General features: G+C 62.4%; 19 protein-coding genes and 1 tRNA gene. 13 read left to right on the plus strand and 7 right to left on the minus strand.

Going from position 1 to position 17,346, the window contains the following annotated elements:
- The first annotated feature begins 173 nt into the window (after positions 1–173).
- From ACW8PS_RS14490 to ACW8PS_RS14520, 7 genes are all read left to right on the plus strand, one after another.
- Positions 174–593 carry a hypothetical protein gene (locus ACW8PS_RS14490; RefSeq protein WP_491528211.1) on the plus strand — a complete coding sequence of 140 codons (420 nt, stop codon included), beginning with the start codon at positions 174–176 and terminating at the stop codon, positions 591–593.
- 29 nt (positions 594–622) lie between these two features.
- On the plus strand, positions 623–1,615 hold the full coding sequence (locus ACW8PS_RS14495) for a DUF2303 family protein (protein ID WP_491528212.1): 993 nt from the start codon (positions 623–625) through the stop codon (positions 1,613–1,615).
- A 71-nt stretch (positions 1,616–1,686) separates the two neighbouring features.
- On the plus strand, positions 1,687–1,932 hold the full coding sequence (locus tag ACW8PS_RS14500; RefSeq protein ID WP_491528213.1) for a hypothetical protein: 246 nt from the start codon (positions 1,687–1,689) through the stop codon (positions 1,930–1,932).
- On the plus strand, positions 1,933–4,131 hold the full coding sequence (locus tag ACW8PS_RS14505) for a DNA cytosine methyltransferase (protein WP_491528214.1): 2,199 nt from the start codon (positions 1,933–1,935) through the stop codon (positions 4,129–4,131).
- A complete protein-coding gene (locus ACW8PS_RS14510; RefSeq protein ID WP_491528215.1) occupies positions 4,128–5,279 on the plus strand; it encodes a phage Gp37/Gp68 family protein in 1,152 nt (383 codons plus the stop codon). The genes ACW8PS_RS14505 and ACW8PS_RS14510 overlap by 4 nt, the downstream gene beginning before the upstream one ends.
- A 148-nt stretch (positions 5,280–5,427) precedes the next feature.
- Positions 5,428–5,625, plus strand: a complete 198-nt coding sequence (locus ACW8PS_RS14515) for a hypothetical protein (protein ID WP_491528216.1) — start codon at positions 5,428–5,430, stop codon at positions 5,623–5,625.
- A complete protein-coding gene (locus ACW8PS_RS14520) occupies positions 5,622–6,698 on the plus strand; it encodes a tyrosine-type recombinase/integrase (RefSeq protein ID WP_491528217.1) in 1,077 nt (358 codons plus the stop codon). The genes ACW8PS_RS14515 and ACW8PS_RS14520 overlap by 4 nt, the downstream gene beginning before the upstream one ends.
- A gap of 299 nt (positions 6,699–6,997) precedes the next feature.
- Here the strand turns inward: ACW8PS_RS14520 and ACW8PS_RS14525 are convergent, their stop codons facing one another.
- Positions 6,998–8,317, minus strand: coding sequence for an ATP-binding protein (locus ACW8PS_RS14525; RefSeq protein ID WP_491528218.1), 1,320 nt, complete (start codon positions 8,315–8,317; stop codon positions 6,998–7,000).
- Between the two features lie 41 nt (positions 8,318–8,358).
- On the opposite strand from ACW8PS_RS14525, the gene ACW8PS_RS14530 reads away from it, so the two are divergent.
- The 6 genes from ACW8PS_RS14530 to ACW8PS_RS14555 all read left to right on the plus strand — a co-directional run bounded on the left by ACW8PS_RS14530 (position 8,359) and on the right by ACW8PS_RS14555 (position 12,787).
- Positions 8,359–9,237, plus strand: coding sequence for an MBL fold metallo-hydrolase (locus ACW8PS_RS14530; RefSeq protein ID WP_491528219.1), 879 nt, complete (start codon positions 8,359–8,361; stop codon positions 9,235–9,237).
- Positions 9,238–9,306: 69 nt separating this feature from the next.
- A tRNA-Asn gene (locus tag ACW8PS_RS14535) sits at positions 9,307–9,381 on the plus strand.
- A gap of 591 nt (positions 9,382–9,972) precedes the next feature.
- Positions 9,973–10,977 carry a fatty acid desaturase gene (locus ACW8PS_RS14540; RefSeq protein WP_491528220.1) on the plus strand — a complete coding sequence of 335 codons (1,005 nt, stop codon included), beginning with the start codon at positions 9,973–9,975 and terminating at the stop codon, positions 10,975–10,977.
- A gap of 27 nt (positions 10,978–11,004) precedes the next feature.
- A complete protein-coding gene (locus ACW8PS_RS14545; RefSeq protein WP_491528221.1) occupies positions 11,005–11,730 on the plus strand; it encodes a polysaccharide lyase family protein in 726 nt (241 codons plus the stop codon).
- 246 nt (positions 11,731–11,976) lie between these two features.
- On the plus strand, positions 11,977–12,303 hold the full coding sequence (locus tag ACW8PS_RS14550) for a type III secretion system chaperone family protein (RefSeq protein ID WP_491528222.1): 327 nt from the start codon (positions 11,977–11,979) through the stop codon (positions 12,301–12,303).
- Positions 12,304–12,367: 64 nt separating this feature from the next.
- Positions 12,368–12,787, plus strand: a complete 420-nt coding sequence (locus tag ACW8PS_RS14555) for a hypothetical protein (protein WP_491528223.1) — start codon at positions 12,368–12,370, stop codon at positions 12,785–12,787.
- Here the strand turns inward: ACW8PS_RS14555 and ACW8PS_RS14560 are convergent, their stop codons facing one another.
- From ACW8PS_RS14560 to ACW8PS_RS14585, 6 genes are all read right to left on the minus strand, one after another.
- The gene (locus ACW8PS_RS14560; RefSeq protein WP_491528224.1) at positions 12,788–13,507 is read right to left on the minus strand and encodes a hypothetical protein; all 720 of its coding nucleotides are present in this window, start codon (positions 13,505–13,507) and stop codon (positions 12,788–12,790) included. It lies immediately after the preceding gene.
- 96 nt (positions 13,508–13,603) lie between these two features.
- Positions 13,604–13,801 carry a hypothetical protein gene (locus ACW8PS_RS14565; protein ID WP_491528225.1) on the minus strand — a complete coding sequence of 66 codons (198 nt, stop codon included), beginning with the start codon at positions 13,799–13,801 and terminating at the stop codon, positions 13,604–13,606.
- A 112-nt stretch (positions 13,802–13,913) separates the two neighbouring features.
- Positions 13,914–14,582, minus strand: a complete 669-nt coding sequence (gene scpB / locus ACW8PS_RS14570) for an SMC-Scp complex subunit ScpB (RefSeq protein WP_491528226.1) — start codon at positions 14,580–14,582, stop codon at positions 13,914–13,916.
- Positions 14,579–15,373, minus strand: a complete 795-nt coding sequence (locus ACW8PS_RS14575) for a segregation and condensation protein A (RefSeq protein ID WP_491528227.1) — start codon at positions 15,371–15,373, stop codon at positions 14,579–14,581. Before ACW8PS_RS14575 ends, scpB begins: the two co-directional genes overlap by 4 nt.
- 18 nt (positions 15,374–15,391) lie before the next feature.
- The gene (locus ACW8PS_RS14580; RefSeq protein ID WP_491528228.1) at positions 15,392–16,378 is read right to left on the minus strand and encodes a glycoside hydrolase family 3 N-terminal domain-containing protein; all 987 of its coding nucleotides are present in this window, start codon (positions 16,376–16,378) and stop codon (positions 15,392–15,394) included.
- 4 nt (positions 16,379–16,382) lie between these two features.
- Positions 16,383–17,312, minus strand: a complete 930-nt coding sequence (locus ACW8PS_RS14585; protein ID WP_491528229.1) for an SPOR domain-containing protein — start codon at positions 17,310–17,312, stop codon at positions 16,383–16,385.
- Positions 17,313–17,346: the final 34 nt, after the last annotated feature.

Raw genomic sequence — 17,346 nt, forward strand, 5'->3', positions numbered from 1 at the left:
GCCTTTCCCGGCGGTGCCGCCGCCTATCTGCGCGGCTGGTGCAACATCGAAAGCCGCCGCGATCTCGACACTGACCCCTTCGCCCAAACCAAATTCCAGACCCTGCGCACCGAATTTGATGCGTGGACCGGAAAGATCGCAGCTCAACGATAACGGAAAGGAACATCAAAGTGATGGCCAAATCAATAACACCAACCGAAGTGGCCCGAACGGAACCGCATGACCCCTATAAAATGCGCACCCTGGAACAGATCCTTCAGCTTTTTGACGGTGGCGATTTCCTGAAAAAACTTCTGGAAGACCACCGGCAACTGCAAATGGACCTGCTGGACCACAGGGAAGAACACGGCAGCAAGGACTGCCAGGGAAGCATGACCATTCAGATCAAATATGCCCTGGGCAAATCCGGCGATGTCGCCATGGGGGCCACGGCCATCTTCAAAGCGCCAAAGAAACCACCCTCCAGCGCCGCCGCCTTCATCAATGAAAAGGGTGAGTTGACCCTCTACAGCCCGTTCATGGCCCGCATGCACCAGCCCCAAGACGTCACCGATTATGATCCCGAAACCGGCGAAATCCGCGACACGGACTGACCCGACCCCCAACTTTACAGGAAAAACCAATGACCGACGCGAGCATTCAGCCTACAGAAAACCCCGCGCAAACCATGCGCGATGTCATGGCCGAACTTGGCCAGCCCATCCCAGTGCCCGAACCCACCCCTGAGCAGATATTCACCCAGGCAACCCAAATCACGCTGCCCACGGGTCGCACGCTCCACGATATGACCGATACATATCGCAAAGGCGCTGAATTTCTCAAACCTGCCCGCCGCACCGGGACCGCCTGGCTTGACGATCTCGACAGCCTGATCTTGTGGTGCAAGCGCTTCGAAGGCGACACGTCCGTTCTTTTTGCCGCGCCAAGCATGACCGAACCCAGCATCACCTGTATTGCGGATTATCACGCCGTCGGTCCAGCCGACCCCTTCAATGCCACCGGTGATCCGACCGCGCGTCACTGCCACCACCGTGCAGTCTACAATTTCCCGCTGTCCAGGGAATGGGCCGCATGGATGGATATTGCGGGCAAGCCCTTGACCAAGGATGACATGGGCGAGTTCATCGAGGCCAATGCCAAGGACATCATGGACCCGACCCCGGCGGTGATCAAATTGGCCGAAGACGAGGGCAACGAGCCGTGGGAAAACCGCCTGATCCGCACCGCGCGCCAGATTGAAGGCCGCTATGGGCAGCTCCACCAACTGCTGGCGATGTCGAAACAGTTCCAGGTCTATGAAACCAGCAATCTGACTGTGACCTCGAACCGTGACACCGGTGAAACCTCGATCCAGTTCCTGGACGAACACAAAGGGGCGGATGGCAAGCCGCTGAACATTCCGAACCTGATCATCATTGCAATCCCGGTCTTTCTGAACGGCGCGCCCTACCGGATGCCGGTGCGGTTTCGCTATCGCAAGATGGGTGGCGAGGTCCGGTTCATCCTGACGCCCTACAACCCCGAAAAAGCGTTCGAGGCGGCGTTCGACGAGGCCGTGACCACCGTGGCCGAGGCCACCGGCCTGCCGATGTTCCAGGGCAGCCCCGAGGCGTGATGTTTCTTTCTGCCCCCGGCCCGGTGTGGTCGGGGGCAGACCTCATGCCATGCGCCTGTAAAGGAGGTCAAATGCAACCGCTCAGGATTGAATACGCCACGCGCATTCTGGCCGAAGGTCAGGACGAATACCACGCGCTGGCCATCCGCGACCTGCCCACCGAAGAAGGCAACGCGATGGTTTCCAAATGGGAACCATCGCCAGTTGAATTGGCCCACCTGAACGCAGGCGGGGCCGTGTTGCTGACAATCATGGGGGAATCTCACCCGCCCGTCATGGTCAGCACAACACCACCGCTTAGCGAAGAGAGTGCATGAATGATGAACGGCACATTTGCCTTTGAGGCCCAGCCTGCCAGCCCGGTTTCCGATCTCGAACCGCTGATCATTGACAGCTTCGCCGGCGGCGGCGGTGCGTCCACCGGAATTGAACTGGCCCTGGGGCGCAGCCCGGATGTTGCGATCAATCATTCGGATTCTGCACTGGCACTGCATGAGGCCAACCATCCGGACACCGACCATCTGATGACGTCGATCTACAAGGTCGATCCACGCGACCTGGTGCAGCCGGGCCAGCGGGTCGGGCTGGCGTGGTTCAGCCCTGACTGCAAACACTTTTCCAAAGCCAAGGGCGGGCAGCCCCTGAACAAGAACATCCGCGATCTGGCTTGGGTCGTGGTCGATTGGGCCGAGAAAATCCGCCCCGAAGTAATCCTGCTGGAAAACGTGGAGGAATTCATCACATGGGGGCCACTGCGCCAGCGCCACATTGGCGGGCATCCGACCACCGCCGGGCCGCTGACAGCCGATCTGTGGGACAGGGCACCACCCGAGGTGAAGGGTGACCCGGTGTTCAACGAGGATGGCACGCCCTTCATGGAGATTGACCCGCTGCGCAAGGGTCAGACCTTCACCGAATGGGTGCTGCGCCTGCGCCGGGCCGGATACAGGGTCGAATGGCGTCAATTGCGGGCCTGCGATTTCGGCGCGCCGACAATCCGCAGACGGCTCTTTGTCGTGGCACGTTGCGACGGTCAGCCGATTGTCTGGCCCGACCCTACCCATGGCGACCCGGACAGTCCGGCGGTGAAGGCCAACACCTTGAAGCCCTGGCGCAGCGCCGCCGAATGCATCGACTGGTCGCTACCCTGCCCGTCGATCTTCGACACCAAGGCCGAGGTCAGGGAAAAACACGGGCTCTCTGCGGTGCGGCCGCTGGCCAAATCCACCATGGCCCGCGTCGCGCGCGGCATGAAACGCTATGTGCTGGACGCGGATCGACCGTTCATTGTGAACCTGACCCATGGCGGCCGAGTTGAGGATGCAGCCGCCCCCCTGCGCACGATCACCGGGGCCAATCGCGGCGAAAAGGCCGTGGTGGTGCCTTCCATCACCCGCTTTAACAGCGGCGCGACCGGGCAGGACATGCGCGCGCCCTTGTCAACAATCACCGCCAATAGCTGGAAAAAGAGGCCGGGCGGCGCGGCCCCGCTAGGTCTGGTCGCGCCGTCGCTGGTCAGCATCGCGCATGGCGATAGCGGCGGCCGGCGGGAATATCCTCTGGGCGACCCTTACGGCGTGGTCACCGCAGGTGGCATCACCCATGCCCTTTCCGCCCCCCATCTGATGAGTCTCAAGGGCACGACCAGGCGCGACAGCGACGCGCGGGCCCCACATCCGACCGTCCTTGCCGGTGGCGGGCATTCGGCTCTTGTTGCCCCGACATTGGTCCAGACAGTATACGGCGAACGGCAGGGCCAGGCCCCCCGGGCGCTGGACATCGGAAAACCCCTCGGCACCGTTGTTGCGGGTGGCGCGAAACACGCGGTCATCGCCGCAACGCTCATGGGCTGCGACGGGCGGGCGGCACAAAGCCGACCCCGCGGGTTGGACGAACCCGCCGCGACGATCACCGCTAAGGCCGACACCTGCATCGCCTCTGCTTTCCTTGCCCAACACCACACCGGCGTCACCGGCCATGATGCGCGCGAACCGCTTTCGACCATCTCTGCGACCGGCAGCCACCAGATGCCTGTCGCGGCATGGTTTGCCAAATACTACGGAACCGGCGATGGGGCGCGCACCGATGAACCCTGCCACACCATCACCGTCAAGGACCGCATGGCACATATGCAGGCGGACCTGTCTGCACCGCCGTTCACAAAGGACCACGAGGCCCGTGCCCGCGAGGTGGCCGATTTCCTGCGCGCCCATGGGGTTTGGGATGACCGTGAATTCGTGACGCTTGATCTGGGCGGCGCGACATTCGTGGTGGTCGATATCGGCATGCGCATGCTGACCCCGCGCGAACTGTTCCGCGCCCAGGGGTTTCCCGAAGATTACGTGATCGAGGGCGTCTGGACCGAAGATGCCCATGGCGAATGGCACTGGCGGCCCTTCACCAAGAATGTGCAGGTCAGCTGCTGCGGCAACTCAGTCAGCCCGCCACCCGCAGCGGCGCTCGTGCGCGCCAACTGCGGGCACCTTACCAAGATCGAGGAAAGGAAGAGCGCATGACCAAGATCGAATGGACCGAGGCCACCTGGAACCCCATTGTTGGCTGTTCCATCACCACACCCGGCTGCACCAATTGCTACGCCATGCGCGCGGCTTGGCGGATGTCGCATAACCCTGCAACGCCGCAATATCACGGCACCGCCAAATTGGTGAATGGCACCCCGGTCTGGACCGGCAAGATAGGTCTGGCCGAAAAGGTTCTGACCGCTCCCCTGCGCCGCCGCCAGCCCACCACCTGGTTCGTCAATTCGATGGGCGACCTGTTTCATGAGGACGTGCCGAACGGATGGATCGACCGAGTGTTTGCCGTCATGGCGCTCTGCCCGCAACACCGGTTTCAGATCCTGACCAAGCGGTCGGCGCGGATGCGGCAATATTTGGCTGCGTTCCAGCCATACCTGTGTCCACAAAGTCGTGTTCTTGTCGGCGATCATTCTTTCGCAAAAAGGGTTGCTGCAGGCCCTCCGAAACCAAGCTACATCACACGGGGCGGCGTGCAGCCAAGCAATCGCCCTAAAGGGTCGCCATTGTTTTTCCCGAAAACATGGCCCCTGCCAAACGTCTGGCTTGGCGTATCTGTCGAGGACCAGACCCGCGCCGATGATCGCATTCCCGATCTGCTGGAAACCCCAGCCGCCGTGCGGTTCATCAGTGCCGAGCCCTTGTTGGGGCCGGTGGAATTAAGATACATCAACCGCCACACACGACCCCTAGACAACCTGACAATGCGTGTTGCGACCAATGCGCTGACAGGTGATATCGGATACACGGAGAGTTGTTGTTTCCCAGAGGACTGGTCGATTGAAAAAAACGGCAAACTTGACTGGGTCATCTGCGGCGGTGAAAGCGGCCCGCGCGCTAGGCCGATGCACCCCGACTGGGCGCGGTCGCTGCGCGATCAATGTGTGGCGGCGGGTGTGCCGTTCTTCTTCAAGCAGTGGGGCCGCTATCTGCCCCTTGATCAGAAAGTCTTGACACATTCTGGCGTCCAGGACGCTGACGATGCCTTCGATATCGACAATGCGGATGAGCGCGGCATCTTGCACTTATGGGATGCCGACACCGCTTCGATCCCGTTGGACAAGGCGCAGGCCGGTCGCCTGCTGGACGACCGAGAATGGTCGGAGATGCCGGAAACAGCTACATGACTGATCTCCAACACCCCGGCCCACATCAACGCCCCCGAGGTCAGACGCAAGGGCCAGCGCCGCAACCTCGGTCACAACATAGGACTCCGCAAGCGGGAGCCACCGCGCGCATGGGCACCGCGCGGTGGCAATTTGAAAGGGGCTGGACATGACCGAGGCAACCACACACACCCCAAAGCGCCGTCGCCAGGTTCTTACCAAGGCCAAAATCCAGCGTGCCGTCGAGGCCGTCGCGGCGGCGGGACAAACGATGGAGGTTCAGATCCTGCCCGATGGCACCATCCGCCTCTTGCCAACTGCGCCGAATCCCCCACAGGTTGATCCGCGAGAACCAGAAGCGTGGTGACCGAGGTGAAACTGGACCTTCCCGGCCTGCTCAGGGAACGCATGGCCAGCGGCAACTACCGCTACCGCGTGCGAGTGGCAGGCGACAAGACCCGCAGGGTTCTGCTGACGATCCCGATCGACCACAAGGATTTTCTGGAACATTACCACGCGGCGCGCGCAGGCGTGGCACTAACGCCCACGGCCCTGCCATCCGAGGCCGCGACCCCGCGCAGCCTGACATGGCTGACTTATGCGTTTGAAGAGGCGATGGCCGACCAGATCGATGCCGGTCTAATGAGCGCCGCCACCCTGAAACAGCGGCGCAGTTTCTTCACCAAGCTGCGCGCGGAGTTTGGCCACAAGCACATGGCCATGCCGCCTGAACAAGTGGTCAAAATCCGCGATGCGATGACATCCACGCCGGGCGCGGCGGACAACATGGTGAAATCCATCCGTGCACTTTATCGTTGGGCAATCGAACGCGGCATCATCGACGGGACAAACCCGGCTGCAGGCGTCGGCAAGCTGCTCAAATCCCATCGCGGTGCAGTGCCTTGGTCGATTGCCGATCTGGACCAGTTCAAAGCCTGCCACGGGCCCGGCACCACCGCGCATCTGGCGCTGACCTTATTCATGTTCACCGCCTGTAGGGTCGGTGACGCGGTGCAACTCGGGCGCGCCAATGAAGCCCGCCGCGACGGCATCACCTGGTTGGAATGGCAGCCGGCCAAATCCGGTTCCGCCCCGGTTTCCGTCCCGATCCTGCCGCCGCTCGAAAAGGCAATTCGCGCCCGCGCAGTGATCGGCCCGACCTATCTGCTGACTGAACACGGCCAGCCCTTTACCTCTGCCGCTGGATTCGGAAACAAGTTTCGCAAATGGGTCGCCGCAGCAGGTTTGAAAGATCGCAGCCCGCACGGCATCCGCAAGGCGGCGGGCGAATTGATGGCCTCAGAAGGGGCCAGCCAGTATCACATCATGGCCGTCCACGGGCACACCCAAGCGAAGACCAGCGAGATCTACACCAAGGGCATTCAACGCGCCAACCTGGCATCGGAGGCGATGAAGACCATGGCAACGCTGGATTGGTGACGCGCCGAATTTCGTGGGACACCTTCCCGATAACCCATTGATTTCATTGAAGTGGAAAACAGGCGGGTGTGGGACACCTTCCCTTTGTTTTTATTGACGAATATTGAATAATTGGCACTCCTGCCGGGCCTACCATCTTCCCGCCCCACCTTTGCGCCCTGTCTTTTCGTCGGCCGCGCAATCCCTGCGAAGACATGGACCACCAGGCCCGCAGGCTGCGCGTGCGCCTGCTCGGGCAGGGAAAGCGGCGCGAAACCTGCAAATCAGCAATCTGCGACATGTCTCCGGAACCCTGAACGTTATCTTGCCAGCACCAGATCAACCCGCAGCCCGCCCAGATCCTCGCTTTGCGAAAGCCGCATGGTTCCACCATGGCCGCGCGCGATATCATTGGCGATGGCAAGGCCAAGCCCGACGCCGCTGCCGCGATCCTGGTTGCGGGCCCGGTCGAGCCGCGCGAAGGGCCGGACAGCCTCCTCCCGATCCTCGGGCGCAATGCCGGGTCCGTCATCCTCGACCGTAAGGCGCAAGCTGCGGTCCAGCACAGTCACGCTCAGCCGGGCCCTTGAGCCATAGCGCAGCGCATTGCTCAGCAGATTGGTCAGCGCCCGCCGCACGGCTTGCGGACGCAGGGCAATCTCGGGGGCCGTCTTCGGCAGGGCCAGGCTCACATTCCCGCCCATACGGGCGGCATCGCCGGCGGCATCGCGCGCAATCTGCAACACATCTGCTGGTTCGGGATCATCCAGCGCATCCGAGCGGGCGAAATCCAGAAAAGTCGTCAGCAGCGCCTCCATCTCCTCGACATCGCGGCGCAGATCGTCGGCCTCGGGCACATCCTCCATCATGCTCAGGCCCAGTTTCATTCGCGTCAAGGGCGTGCGCAGGTCGTGGCTGACGCCCGACAGCATCATGGTGCGCTGTTCGATCTGGCGTTCGATCCGCGCCCGCATATCCAGAAAGGCGCGCCCCGCGGCCCGGACTTCCAGCGCGCCCGAGGGCTTGTAGGGTTCCACCCGGCCCTTGCCAAAGGCCTCGGCGGCGCGGGCCAGACGCCGGATCGGGCGCAGCTGATTGCGCAAAAACATATAGGCCACCGCCGTCATCAGGATGCCGGTAAAGATCATCAGCACGAAGAGCTGGTGCGGGTTCGAGGCCGAAACGCGGCGCCGGTCAATCTCCAGCACCATCGCCCGGCCCGGCCCGGCCTCAAGGCCCAGAAACACCCGCCGGTCATTTTCGGCCAGGTCGATCCAGACCACTTCCGGCACCATGTCGTTGAGGGTCGGGATCACCACGCGCCCGGAAAAATCATACCAGCGCCGCCGCGCCGTTGCGTCAGTCAGCCAATCGGGGCTGCGCGTCGGATGCACGATCATGGCCAGCGCTTGGGCGACCGGTTCGGCCTCGGCCACCCCGCCCGAACCCAGACGATCCGCGACCAGGCCCAGATCATATCCAAGCGCCGTGGTCAGCTGCCAGGTCACATCCTCCAAATGGCGTTGCAGAAAGGAGATCGAAACGACAAGCTGCACCGAGACGATGGGCACGATCAGGATCAGCGCAGCCCGGCCATAGAGCCCCCGCGGCAGTGCTGTCTTGATCCAATCCCATCCCATGAGCCCATCTAACCCCGCCACATGGCAGGAGGAAAGAACATATGCCAGCGATCCAGCTTGCGCCCGGCCTGCGCCGCCTGACCGCACCCAACCCCTCACCGATGACCCTGAACGGCACCAACAGCTTTGTAATCGGCAAAACCGACCTGGCCGTGATCGACCCGGGGCCGCTGAACGAGGCGCATTTGCAGGCCATTCTTGCGGCTGTCGGCCCGGGCCAGCGCATCAGCCATATTCTGGTCACCCATTCGCATCGCGATCATTCCCCGCTGGCCCGCGTTCTGGCGCAGGCCACCGGGGCACCGGTTCTGGCGGCGGGGCGCAGCGATTGGGGCCGCAGCCCGGTGATGCAGAAGCTGGCCGATGCCGGGCTGATCGGCGGTGGCGAAGGTGTCGAGGAGGGCTTTGCCCCCGATAAGCACCTCGCCGATGGCGAGGTGATATCCGCCGATGGCTGGCAGATCGAGGCCCTGCACACGCCCGGCCACATGGCCAACCATCTCTGTTTCGCCTGGGGCGGTGCCCTGTTCACCGGTGATCTGGTGATGGGCTGGTCGACATCGCTGATTTCACCGCCCGATGGAGACCTCACGGCCTTCCGGGCGTCCTTGCAGCGTCTCATGGCGCGATGTGACCGCATCTATTACCCCGGCCATGGCGATGCGGTGAACGACCCGCAGGCGCGCCTGGCCGAGCTGATCGCCCACCGCGCCGGGCGCGAAGCGCAGATTCTGAGCGCATTGCAGGACGGTCCGGCCACGCCCCAGGCCCTGGCGGCGCGGATCTATACCGGGCTGGCACCTGGCCTCATCCCCGTAGCGGAACGCAATGTCCTGGCCCATCTCATTGATCTTGTTGAAAGAAACATTGCCGCCCCGATTGGCGTGATATCGGCAACGGGCCAATTCCGTCTGAAATGATCTTGCGCGCGATTTTTGCCGGAAATCCACTGGACGCCGCAAACCCGCCTTGCTATATCGGCCCTCAGTTCCGGCGTAGCTCAGCGGTAGAGCAGTTGACTGTTAATCAATTGGTCGTAGGTTCGATCCCTACCGCCGGAGCCAAATTCTTCTGCTGAATCAAATAGCTGTTTGGAATTGGCAGACCCAGTACCTCCAGTGGAAAAATCGCGGAAGCTCTATGCAAGCATTGCGACGAACATATTTGCGTCGCAGAGCCGCAACGCACCAGGCGGATTCGACGCATTAGACCTGTTTGGTATTTCGCTTGATCTGCTCTCCTGCCCCCCTGCCGACACCTGCGCCCGGCGTTGCTTTCGGCCCACCCACCCATTTTCCCGATTGGCGTCCAATAACCGCCGCCGGCCCAAAGCGGGCCACCTGTTCGACAGGGAGGGCGGGAACCGGGCAGTCGCTGCAATTTACTCGAACGACGGCTCTGCGGGACATTTCCGCCGTTGGATGAGGCCTATGCCAGCAAAACAGAACCAATGAGATTAGCAGCCTGAATTGAAACCCTGATCCACCTTAACAAGGCTGCAATGTGGTCGCATAAACAGGGTCAGGGCCACCTCTGTCTTTCACGGTTTGCAAGGCCACTGATGGGCGGCCGCTCGATTGCAACAGGCTTGCAACGAATCGGGTGACTTGGCAGTATTTTCACGATGATCACACATGATCGGATTGGAGCGCTGTATGGCAGAGGCTCAGAGTGTTCACGGCATTGCGCGCCAATACGCCCACGCCGACGACCGCCGCGCCAAGATAGAACTGATTTCGACATTCTTGTTATACGCGGCCAGTATGATGGCCGCGCTTTCTGCCATCGGCACCTGGTGGCTGATGCTTCCGGCCATCGTGCTGACTGCGGCCATGGGCCTGCGCATATACATGATTCAGCATGATTGCCTGCACGGCTCTTTCTTCAGGTCGCGCAGGGTCAATGACGTGGTCGGCATCTTGCTGTCGCCGATTGCAATGACCCCCTACAAGGCAACGCGCCATATCCACAATCTGCACCACACCCATGTCAGCGATCTGGACCGGCGCGATACGTTCGAGATCTATATCATGACCTTGAAGGAATGGGAGGCCGCGTCCCCGCTGCAGCGTCTGCACTACCGGGCCTATCGCAGCCCCGTCACATTGATCCTGATCGGGCCGTTTGTGCTCTACATGATATTGCGCCGGATGCCGCTTTACGGCCTCAAGACCGGAATTGGCGATTTGGTCCTGCACAACGTGCTGTTGGCCGCCTATGTGCTGCTGATCTGGTCGATCGCCGGCTGGCCGGGCATCGCGGTTTGGGCGATGACGGTCTATCTGGCCTGCGCCTTTGGTGCGTTGATCCCCTATGTCGTCCATAATTTCGAGCATATCCATTGGGGCACCAGACCCGGGCTGGATTTTCGGACCGCCGCGCTGGAAGGGTCTGCTGTTCTCGCTTGGGGGCGGGTGTTCGATTTGGTAATGTTGAATATCGGGTATCACGATCTGCACCATCTGAATGCCAAGATCCCCGGCTATCGGTTGAAAGCGGCCCATCAGGATCTCGAGGCTCGCGGCCTGTTGCAATCGGAAAAGATCGGCTTTCTTGAAGGGCTGAAATGCCTGCGCTGGAAGCTTTACGATGAGGCGCGCGGCCGCATGATCCCCTTCCCCTCGAGCCGACGGGCTGCCGCGACCGTTCCGCTGCTATGAACCCGATGTCCGGTTGGAAACCTGCCCATGAAACGCGGTTGTCTCGCTCTTGTGATGCTGGTTGCAGCCGCCTGCCAACCCAGTGATCTGTCGCCCTCGGGCAGCGCGCGCGGTTTGCCACCAGGTTTTGAACTCGATCCGCAATCGCGCGCACCCGAGATTGACGGCAGCATCTTCACCTTTCGGGTGGACCGGACGACGCGGCCTGCCCGCTCGGTTTTGCGCACCGGTGATCTGTGGCGAAACGGGCGCGAATATATGTTGGGGTTCGAATTCCGGGTGGACCCGGACCTGGCCTATCGCGGCGGGGGCCTGTCAATAGCGCGGTGGCAAGCAACGGATGTGGACGAGACATTGTTTGATTTGCAGCTGAACTCCACGCAGGGCGTGACGTTTCTGGGCCGAACCTGTCAGGTGCCCGAAGATTTCGGTGCATGGCAACGCGTCACCATGCGCATCAGATTGGCCGACGATGCCACAGGTTATGTCGAACTGCGCTGCGGTTTCGGGCCTGTGCAATCGGCACAACTGGCATTCGCACGCAGCGGATTTCCCTCCAATCGCGGCGCACGATGCTTACCCGAAACCCCGTGCGCGCCAGGCGACACACCCAACCCGCAAGCCTATCTCTGGCAGTTGGGTGTGATCTCTGACCGGCCCGGCGCATTGCCTGCGAATGGCGTAACAGTCGAGATCCGTCGCGCAGTGCAGCGGCGCCTCTATGTCGTCTTCGGGCGGGTCGAAGACTATTGAAACCTCTGCAGAGATTGGCACCGGGCAATGACCGTAACCGACGCGATCCCGGTCGGTGGCGCGTTCTGCGTTGCCGGCAAAGCCACCGCGCGATGCCTCGCTCCGGTCGCATCATGGCACAGATCATCTCGTTTCCGGTGGTGCCCGCGGGCCGGTCGGCCGCTCGGGGCTTGACCTGAACCGCCCATATCTCCCAATCTGGTAACATTGAAAGCATGGGAGTTCAGCCAGAACGGATTTTTATTCATGACGCTTTTTTCTTCCCTTTGCCTGCCGATTTTCTGTCTGGGCCTGATCATCAGCCCCGTCGCCGGGCCGATGCTGAACAACACGTCCGACGCCATCGCCGGGATTGCCCGCGGCTTTGGCACGGCACAGCTTGCCTCCTCAACGCGGGGGCGGCCGCTGGTTACCGGCATGATCGACGGCACCGGCCATGGTATCGTGATATATGGCTGCGATAGCGGGCGCGGCTGCGAATCGATGCAATTTTTCGCACCCTTCAGCACCGGCAACCGCGCGCTGGTATATCTGAACAGCTGGAACGAGGATCAGCGATTCGGAACGACTTGACGCCGATCTGGATATTGGCTTCAAACTTGTTGATTTTATTGTCAAAATAAATCGGAGAGATGTGATGAGACCTATACTCGCCGCCACGATCCTGGCACTTGCCGCGACACCCGCCTTGTCCGAAACGCCGCAGGCGCTGCTGGAACAGGCGATGCTGCTTGGCCCTGCGCAACTGGGCGATGTCGGCGGACAGCTGACAATTTTCGGCCAGGCCGGGACCGCCGCCTATTCGGCCGATCTCAGCGGCCCCGATTGTTCTGTTTCGGGCGCGGATTGCGATCAGATCCGGTTCACCAGCATTGCGCCACCGGCCGATCAGACCATCGTCGATGCCTGGATCGAGGCCGGTCATGGCGGCACGCTGACACTGGATCAGGGCTGGCTGCGGCTGACCTCGGAAGTGGCGGTTGGCGATGATGCGCAGGGCGCGTTTTCGGGCTGGAACGCGTTGCTTTCCCTGTTTGCCCAGACATTCGACCCGTAACTATTGGGTGTCTTCTGTGCCGCCCTCGATCGGGGCCGGCACAATACCGTCTTCGGGCGCGCATTCGCCGCCGCGCAGGTCGTTCATGGCGGCAAGCGCTGCCTGGGCCGTGTCGGGGGCCAGCGTGATCTGCATCGGCGCAATCAGCGGATAGATCAATGCCCCGCGATCGCCGCGCATCTGCATGACATGGGTGCGCGCCATCACCGGGCCGTAAACCCCCGAGGCGGCATCCGCCGAAAACCCGCGTTGGGCCTGCGTGCGCAGGGTGCGGGTGCCATTGATTGCATTGGGATTTTCGGTATCGCCCTGTTCGGTGGCGCCCTGGCGCAGGCGCGAAAACACGTCGCCCGCGGCCTGGATCTGTTCCCAGGCACCCTGGCTTGGTATCAGCATGACGCGGCGATTGCCGGTCGATGTATCTTCGGCCGGAAGAATGCCGGTGATCGGGTCAAGATCGCGCAGATCCATCCGCAGCACCTGCACACCGACCGGTCCGCCAATGCTGCGCCCCGCCGTGGTCAGCAGGGTCTGGACAATGCGGCAGCCCTGAAGCTCCAGCTCGATAATGGTAAATTCACCGGGCACATCGCCGGCGACAATTCCGGGTGACGCGGCACGGACAGCCAATTCCGCAGGCGTCGCGCCATCTTGCGCCATTGCGGCACCGGCCAGAAAAGCAAGGGCCATGGCGGGCCTCAACACGGAAATACAACGCATGTAAAGCGCTCCTTCATCCAGGTATTCTTGTGGTTTGGCATCGGGCGCGCGCAGATCGACTGACCCGGCTCTCCCGGCCATGTGGTGTGTATCTGATCAGAGCCGGGTATCGCGGCGCGCCGGGCGGGTCATCCGGCGCGCACGCTGCGTATTCTGCGGGCTGGCCTGATGATCGTCGCGCGCCAGATCCTGATCACCGCCGCGCCCGCGAAAGGCGTTCATGCCCGCATCAATGCCGCGATTGACGGCCTGGCGCATCAGACGGTTGAGAATCATGTTGATGATACGGTCCATGGATCTGCCTCTGTTGACTGCTTTTGTCGATTCTAGCACATATCTGCGGCGAAATTGGGGCAATTCGGCGTGTCGGGCATCCCCTTCGGTGCCGATCTCACAGATCCCGAAGTCACGGCCCGAACATATCTTCCTGCCCCTCAATGGGGTCCAGCACCTCCTCATCTTCCCCGTCACTGCCCGATAACTGAAAGGCACCGGGCGGCGGGCGGTTATCCAACAGGCCGGCCTCGCGCAATTCCTTCAGCCCCGGCAGGTCGCGCGGCGTTTCCAGCCCGAAATGATCCAGAAACGTTTCCGTCACCACATAGGTCACGGGTCGGCCCGGTGTCAGTTTGCGACGGCCAAAGCGGATCCATTCCAGCTCGATCAGCTGGTCAATGGTGCCCCGGCTGACGGAGACACCGCGGATCTCCTCGATCTCGGCGCGCGTGGCGGGCTGGTGATAGGCGATGATGGCCAGCGTCTCGATCGCGGCCCGGCTGAGCTTGCGGGTCTCGGATGTCTCCCAGCTCATCAGGAAGGCCAGATCGGGGGCGGTGCGAATGGCCCAGGCATCGCCGACACGGGCCACCTGCACGCCGCGGCCCGCATAGCGTTTTCTGAGCAGCACCATGGCTTCTGCGGCGTCGCAGCCATGCGGCATCCGGGCCTGCATCTCGCGCGTGCTGAGCGGCGTGGCTGACGCAAAGAGCATCGCCTCGACCATGCGTTCCTGTTCGGCCAGCGGCGGCGCAAGAAACAGGCTTTCCTCTGGATCATCAACGCGGTCATCACTCATTCCGGGGCCCTTGGTTTGAGGTGGATGGGGGCAAAGGCATCGCGCTGGCGCAGATCGGCCTTGCCCGCCTTGACCAGTTCCAGCGCAGCCGCAAAGGTCGACGCCGCCGCCGACCGGCGCATCTTCGGATCGCGCCGCCAGCCTTCCGGGATGAAGCCGATGATATCCATCCAGTCGCCGCCATATCCGATCATGCCGCGCATCCGGTCCAGCGCTTCCTCCATCGTGTAAATCTTGTCGCGGTCCATGGTAAAGGGACGAAATTCATCGCGGGTCCGGGTGCGGGCATAGGCCTGCATCAGATCCAGCAGGGTCGCGCTATAGGTCACGTTTCTGGCGGTTGCCACGGCTTCGGGAATGCCGCGCACAAACCGGTCCTGCCCCAGACGATCGCGCGCCATCAATTGCGCGGCGCGTTCGCGCATCGCCTGCAACCGCTCCAGCTGAAACGCCAGATGCGCGGCCAGTTCCTCGCCCGTGGGGCCATCCTCGCTTGGGTCCGGCGGCAATAAAAGCCGCGATTTCAGGAACGCGAGCCAGGCCGCCATGACCAGATAATCGGCGGCCAGTTCGATGCGCAAGGACCGCGCCTTTTCAACAAAGGCCAGATATTGTTCGACCAAAGTCAGAATCGATATTTTGCGCAGATCCACCTTTTGCGTGCGGGACAGCGTCAACAGCACATCCAAAGGCCCCTCGAACCCGTCCACATCGACAATCAAAGCCTCCGCCGCGCGCCGTTCGGCCACGGTTTCCCACATGTCGTCATCATTTAGAGGGGCGTCGGCCATGTCAGAGGGTCTCACGCATCAGAGCGCGTCAAATTCGGCCTCAGCGCTGGCAATGTCAAGCGGGCCGGGGGCGGGCCGGACCATCGCGGCAGCGACGCGGGCCTGACCTGCGCCATCCAGCGGCCCCGCAGCATCCGCCACGGCGCGCATCTCGGCCAGATCACCGTTGCAATGCAAAGCAATGTCGCAGCCTGCCGCGCGCGCCCGCGCGGCACGCTCGGCGATCGGGCCGGGCAGCGCGTTCATCGACAGATCATCGGTCATCAGCACGCCCTGAAACCCGATCTCATCGCGGATCAGACCGATCATGGCAGGGCTGAGCGTGGCAGGCAGATCCGGGTCAATCACCTCATAAACCAGATGCGCCGTCATCGCCCATTTCAGATCCTTCAAACCCCGAAAGGCCGCGAAATCGAGCGCCTCCAGATCCGCCCGGGGGGCGGTCACACGCGGCAGATCATGATGGCTGTCCAAGGTGCCAAGCCCATGGCCGGGAATGTGTTTCAGGACCGGAAACACCCCGGCATCGCGCAACCCATCGGCCACGGCACGGGCAATTTCCACCACGGTTTCAAGACTTTCACCATAAAGTCGGTTGCGCAGAAACGGGTGCGTTTGTGGCCGCGCAATATCGGCCAGCGGCGCGCAATTGCCATCAATGCCACAGGCCAGATGTTCGCGCGCAATCAGGAAACTGCGCAGATACATGGCGCGCGCGGCATTTTCACCAGCAATCGCCACCTGATCCAGAGGCGGTATCCATTCGCGCCAATGCGGCGCGCGCAGGCGTTGCACGCGACCGCCCTCCTGATCTATGAAAACAGGCGCATCACGCCCGACAGCGGCGCGCAGATCCCCGGTCAGGCGTTGCAATTGCGCGGGCCTGTCCACATTGCGGGCAAACAGGATGAACCCCACCGGTTGCACCGCCGCGAAAAACGCCGCCTCCTCGGCCCCCAGAACCGGACCGGCGCAGCCAAAGATGGTGGCCGATTGCGCGCCCATGCGCCTAGCGCACGGTCACGGGGATACAGGGCGCGCCCCTTGCATTGAGCGCGGTGCAGAACCGGCGCGCATCCGACAGGTCCGAAAACCCATGCGCGCGCAGGCGAAAGAACTCGCGCCCGCCCGACACCGCCTGTTGAATGACCCGGGCCTTGTCGCGGAAGAAATCAGGGTTGGCGCGCGACAGCCGGTCCCATTCGCTGCGCGCGGTTTCGGCGTCGTCAAAGGCCCCAAGCTGGACCAGCCTTGTGCCAACAGCCAATGTTGCGGCATCAAGGTCGGTGGTCTCGGCAGTGGGCGCTGCAGGGGCTGCTGCCGTAGCCGTTACCGCGACCCGCAGGCTTTCGGGGCGCAGTGGCGGACGGATTGACTGGCTCGGCCCCGGGATGGCGGCGGAAATCACCTCGATCACCGGGCGCATCGGGCGCATCGGGGTCATGCTGGCCTGGGCGGCGGGCACATCCTGCAGCGGCTCCAGCGGCACCGCCTCCTCCAGCAATCGGTCGATCAACGCCATGGTTTCTTCACTGCTGATGGGCGGCGCGGGGGCCACTGTTTCCGGCAGGCTGGCCGAGCTGAGGTCGATCTCTTCCAGATCCAGCGGGGCCGGGGCCAGCACGATACGGTCGGCGGCGGGTTCGGCGACTTCGCCCTCGGTGATACGGTTGACGGTCAGCCCCTGACGGGTGGTAATGGCACCGCCCGGATCTTCGGGGGCCACGCGCATCGGCCCTTCCAACGCCCGGATCACCGGCACATCAGACACATCGCGCACCGTCAATTGCCAGGCCCATACGCCCATACCGACGATCAGCCCCACCGACAGCAGCGCACCAATCCAGTTGACAACGGCCGCAGCCCCCATCGGGGCCGCGCCTTGTGCCGGAGCACCGCGATGGACGGAATCGTCCTCGTAATATTCAATATCTGCCATGCCTGCCCTCATTGCCCCGGCATGGGCAGTCCGC

The organism is Alterinioella sp., from assembly GCF_058343375.1.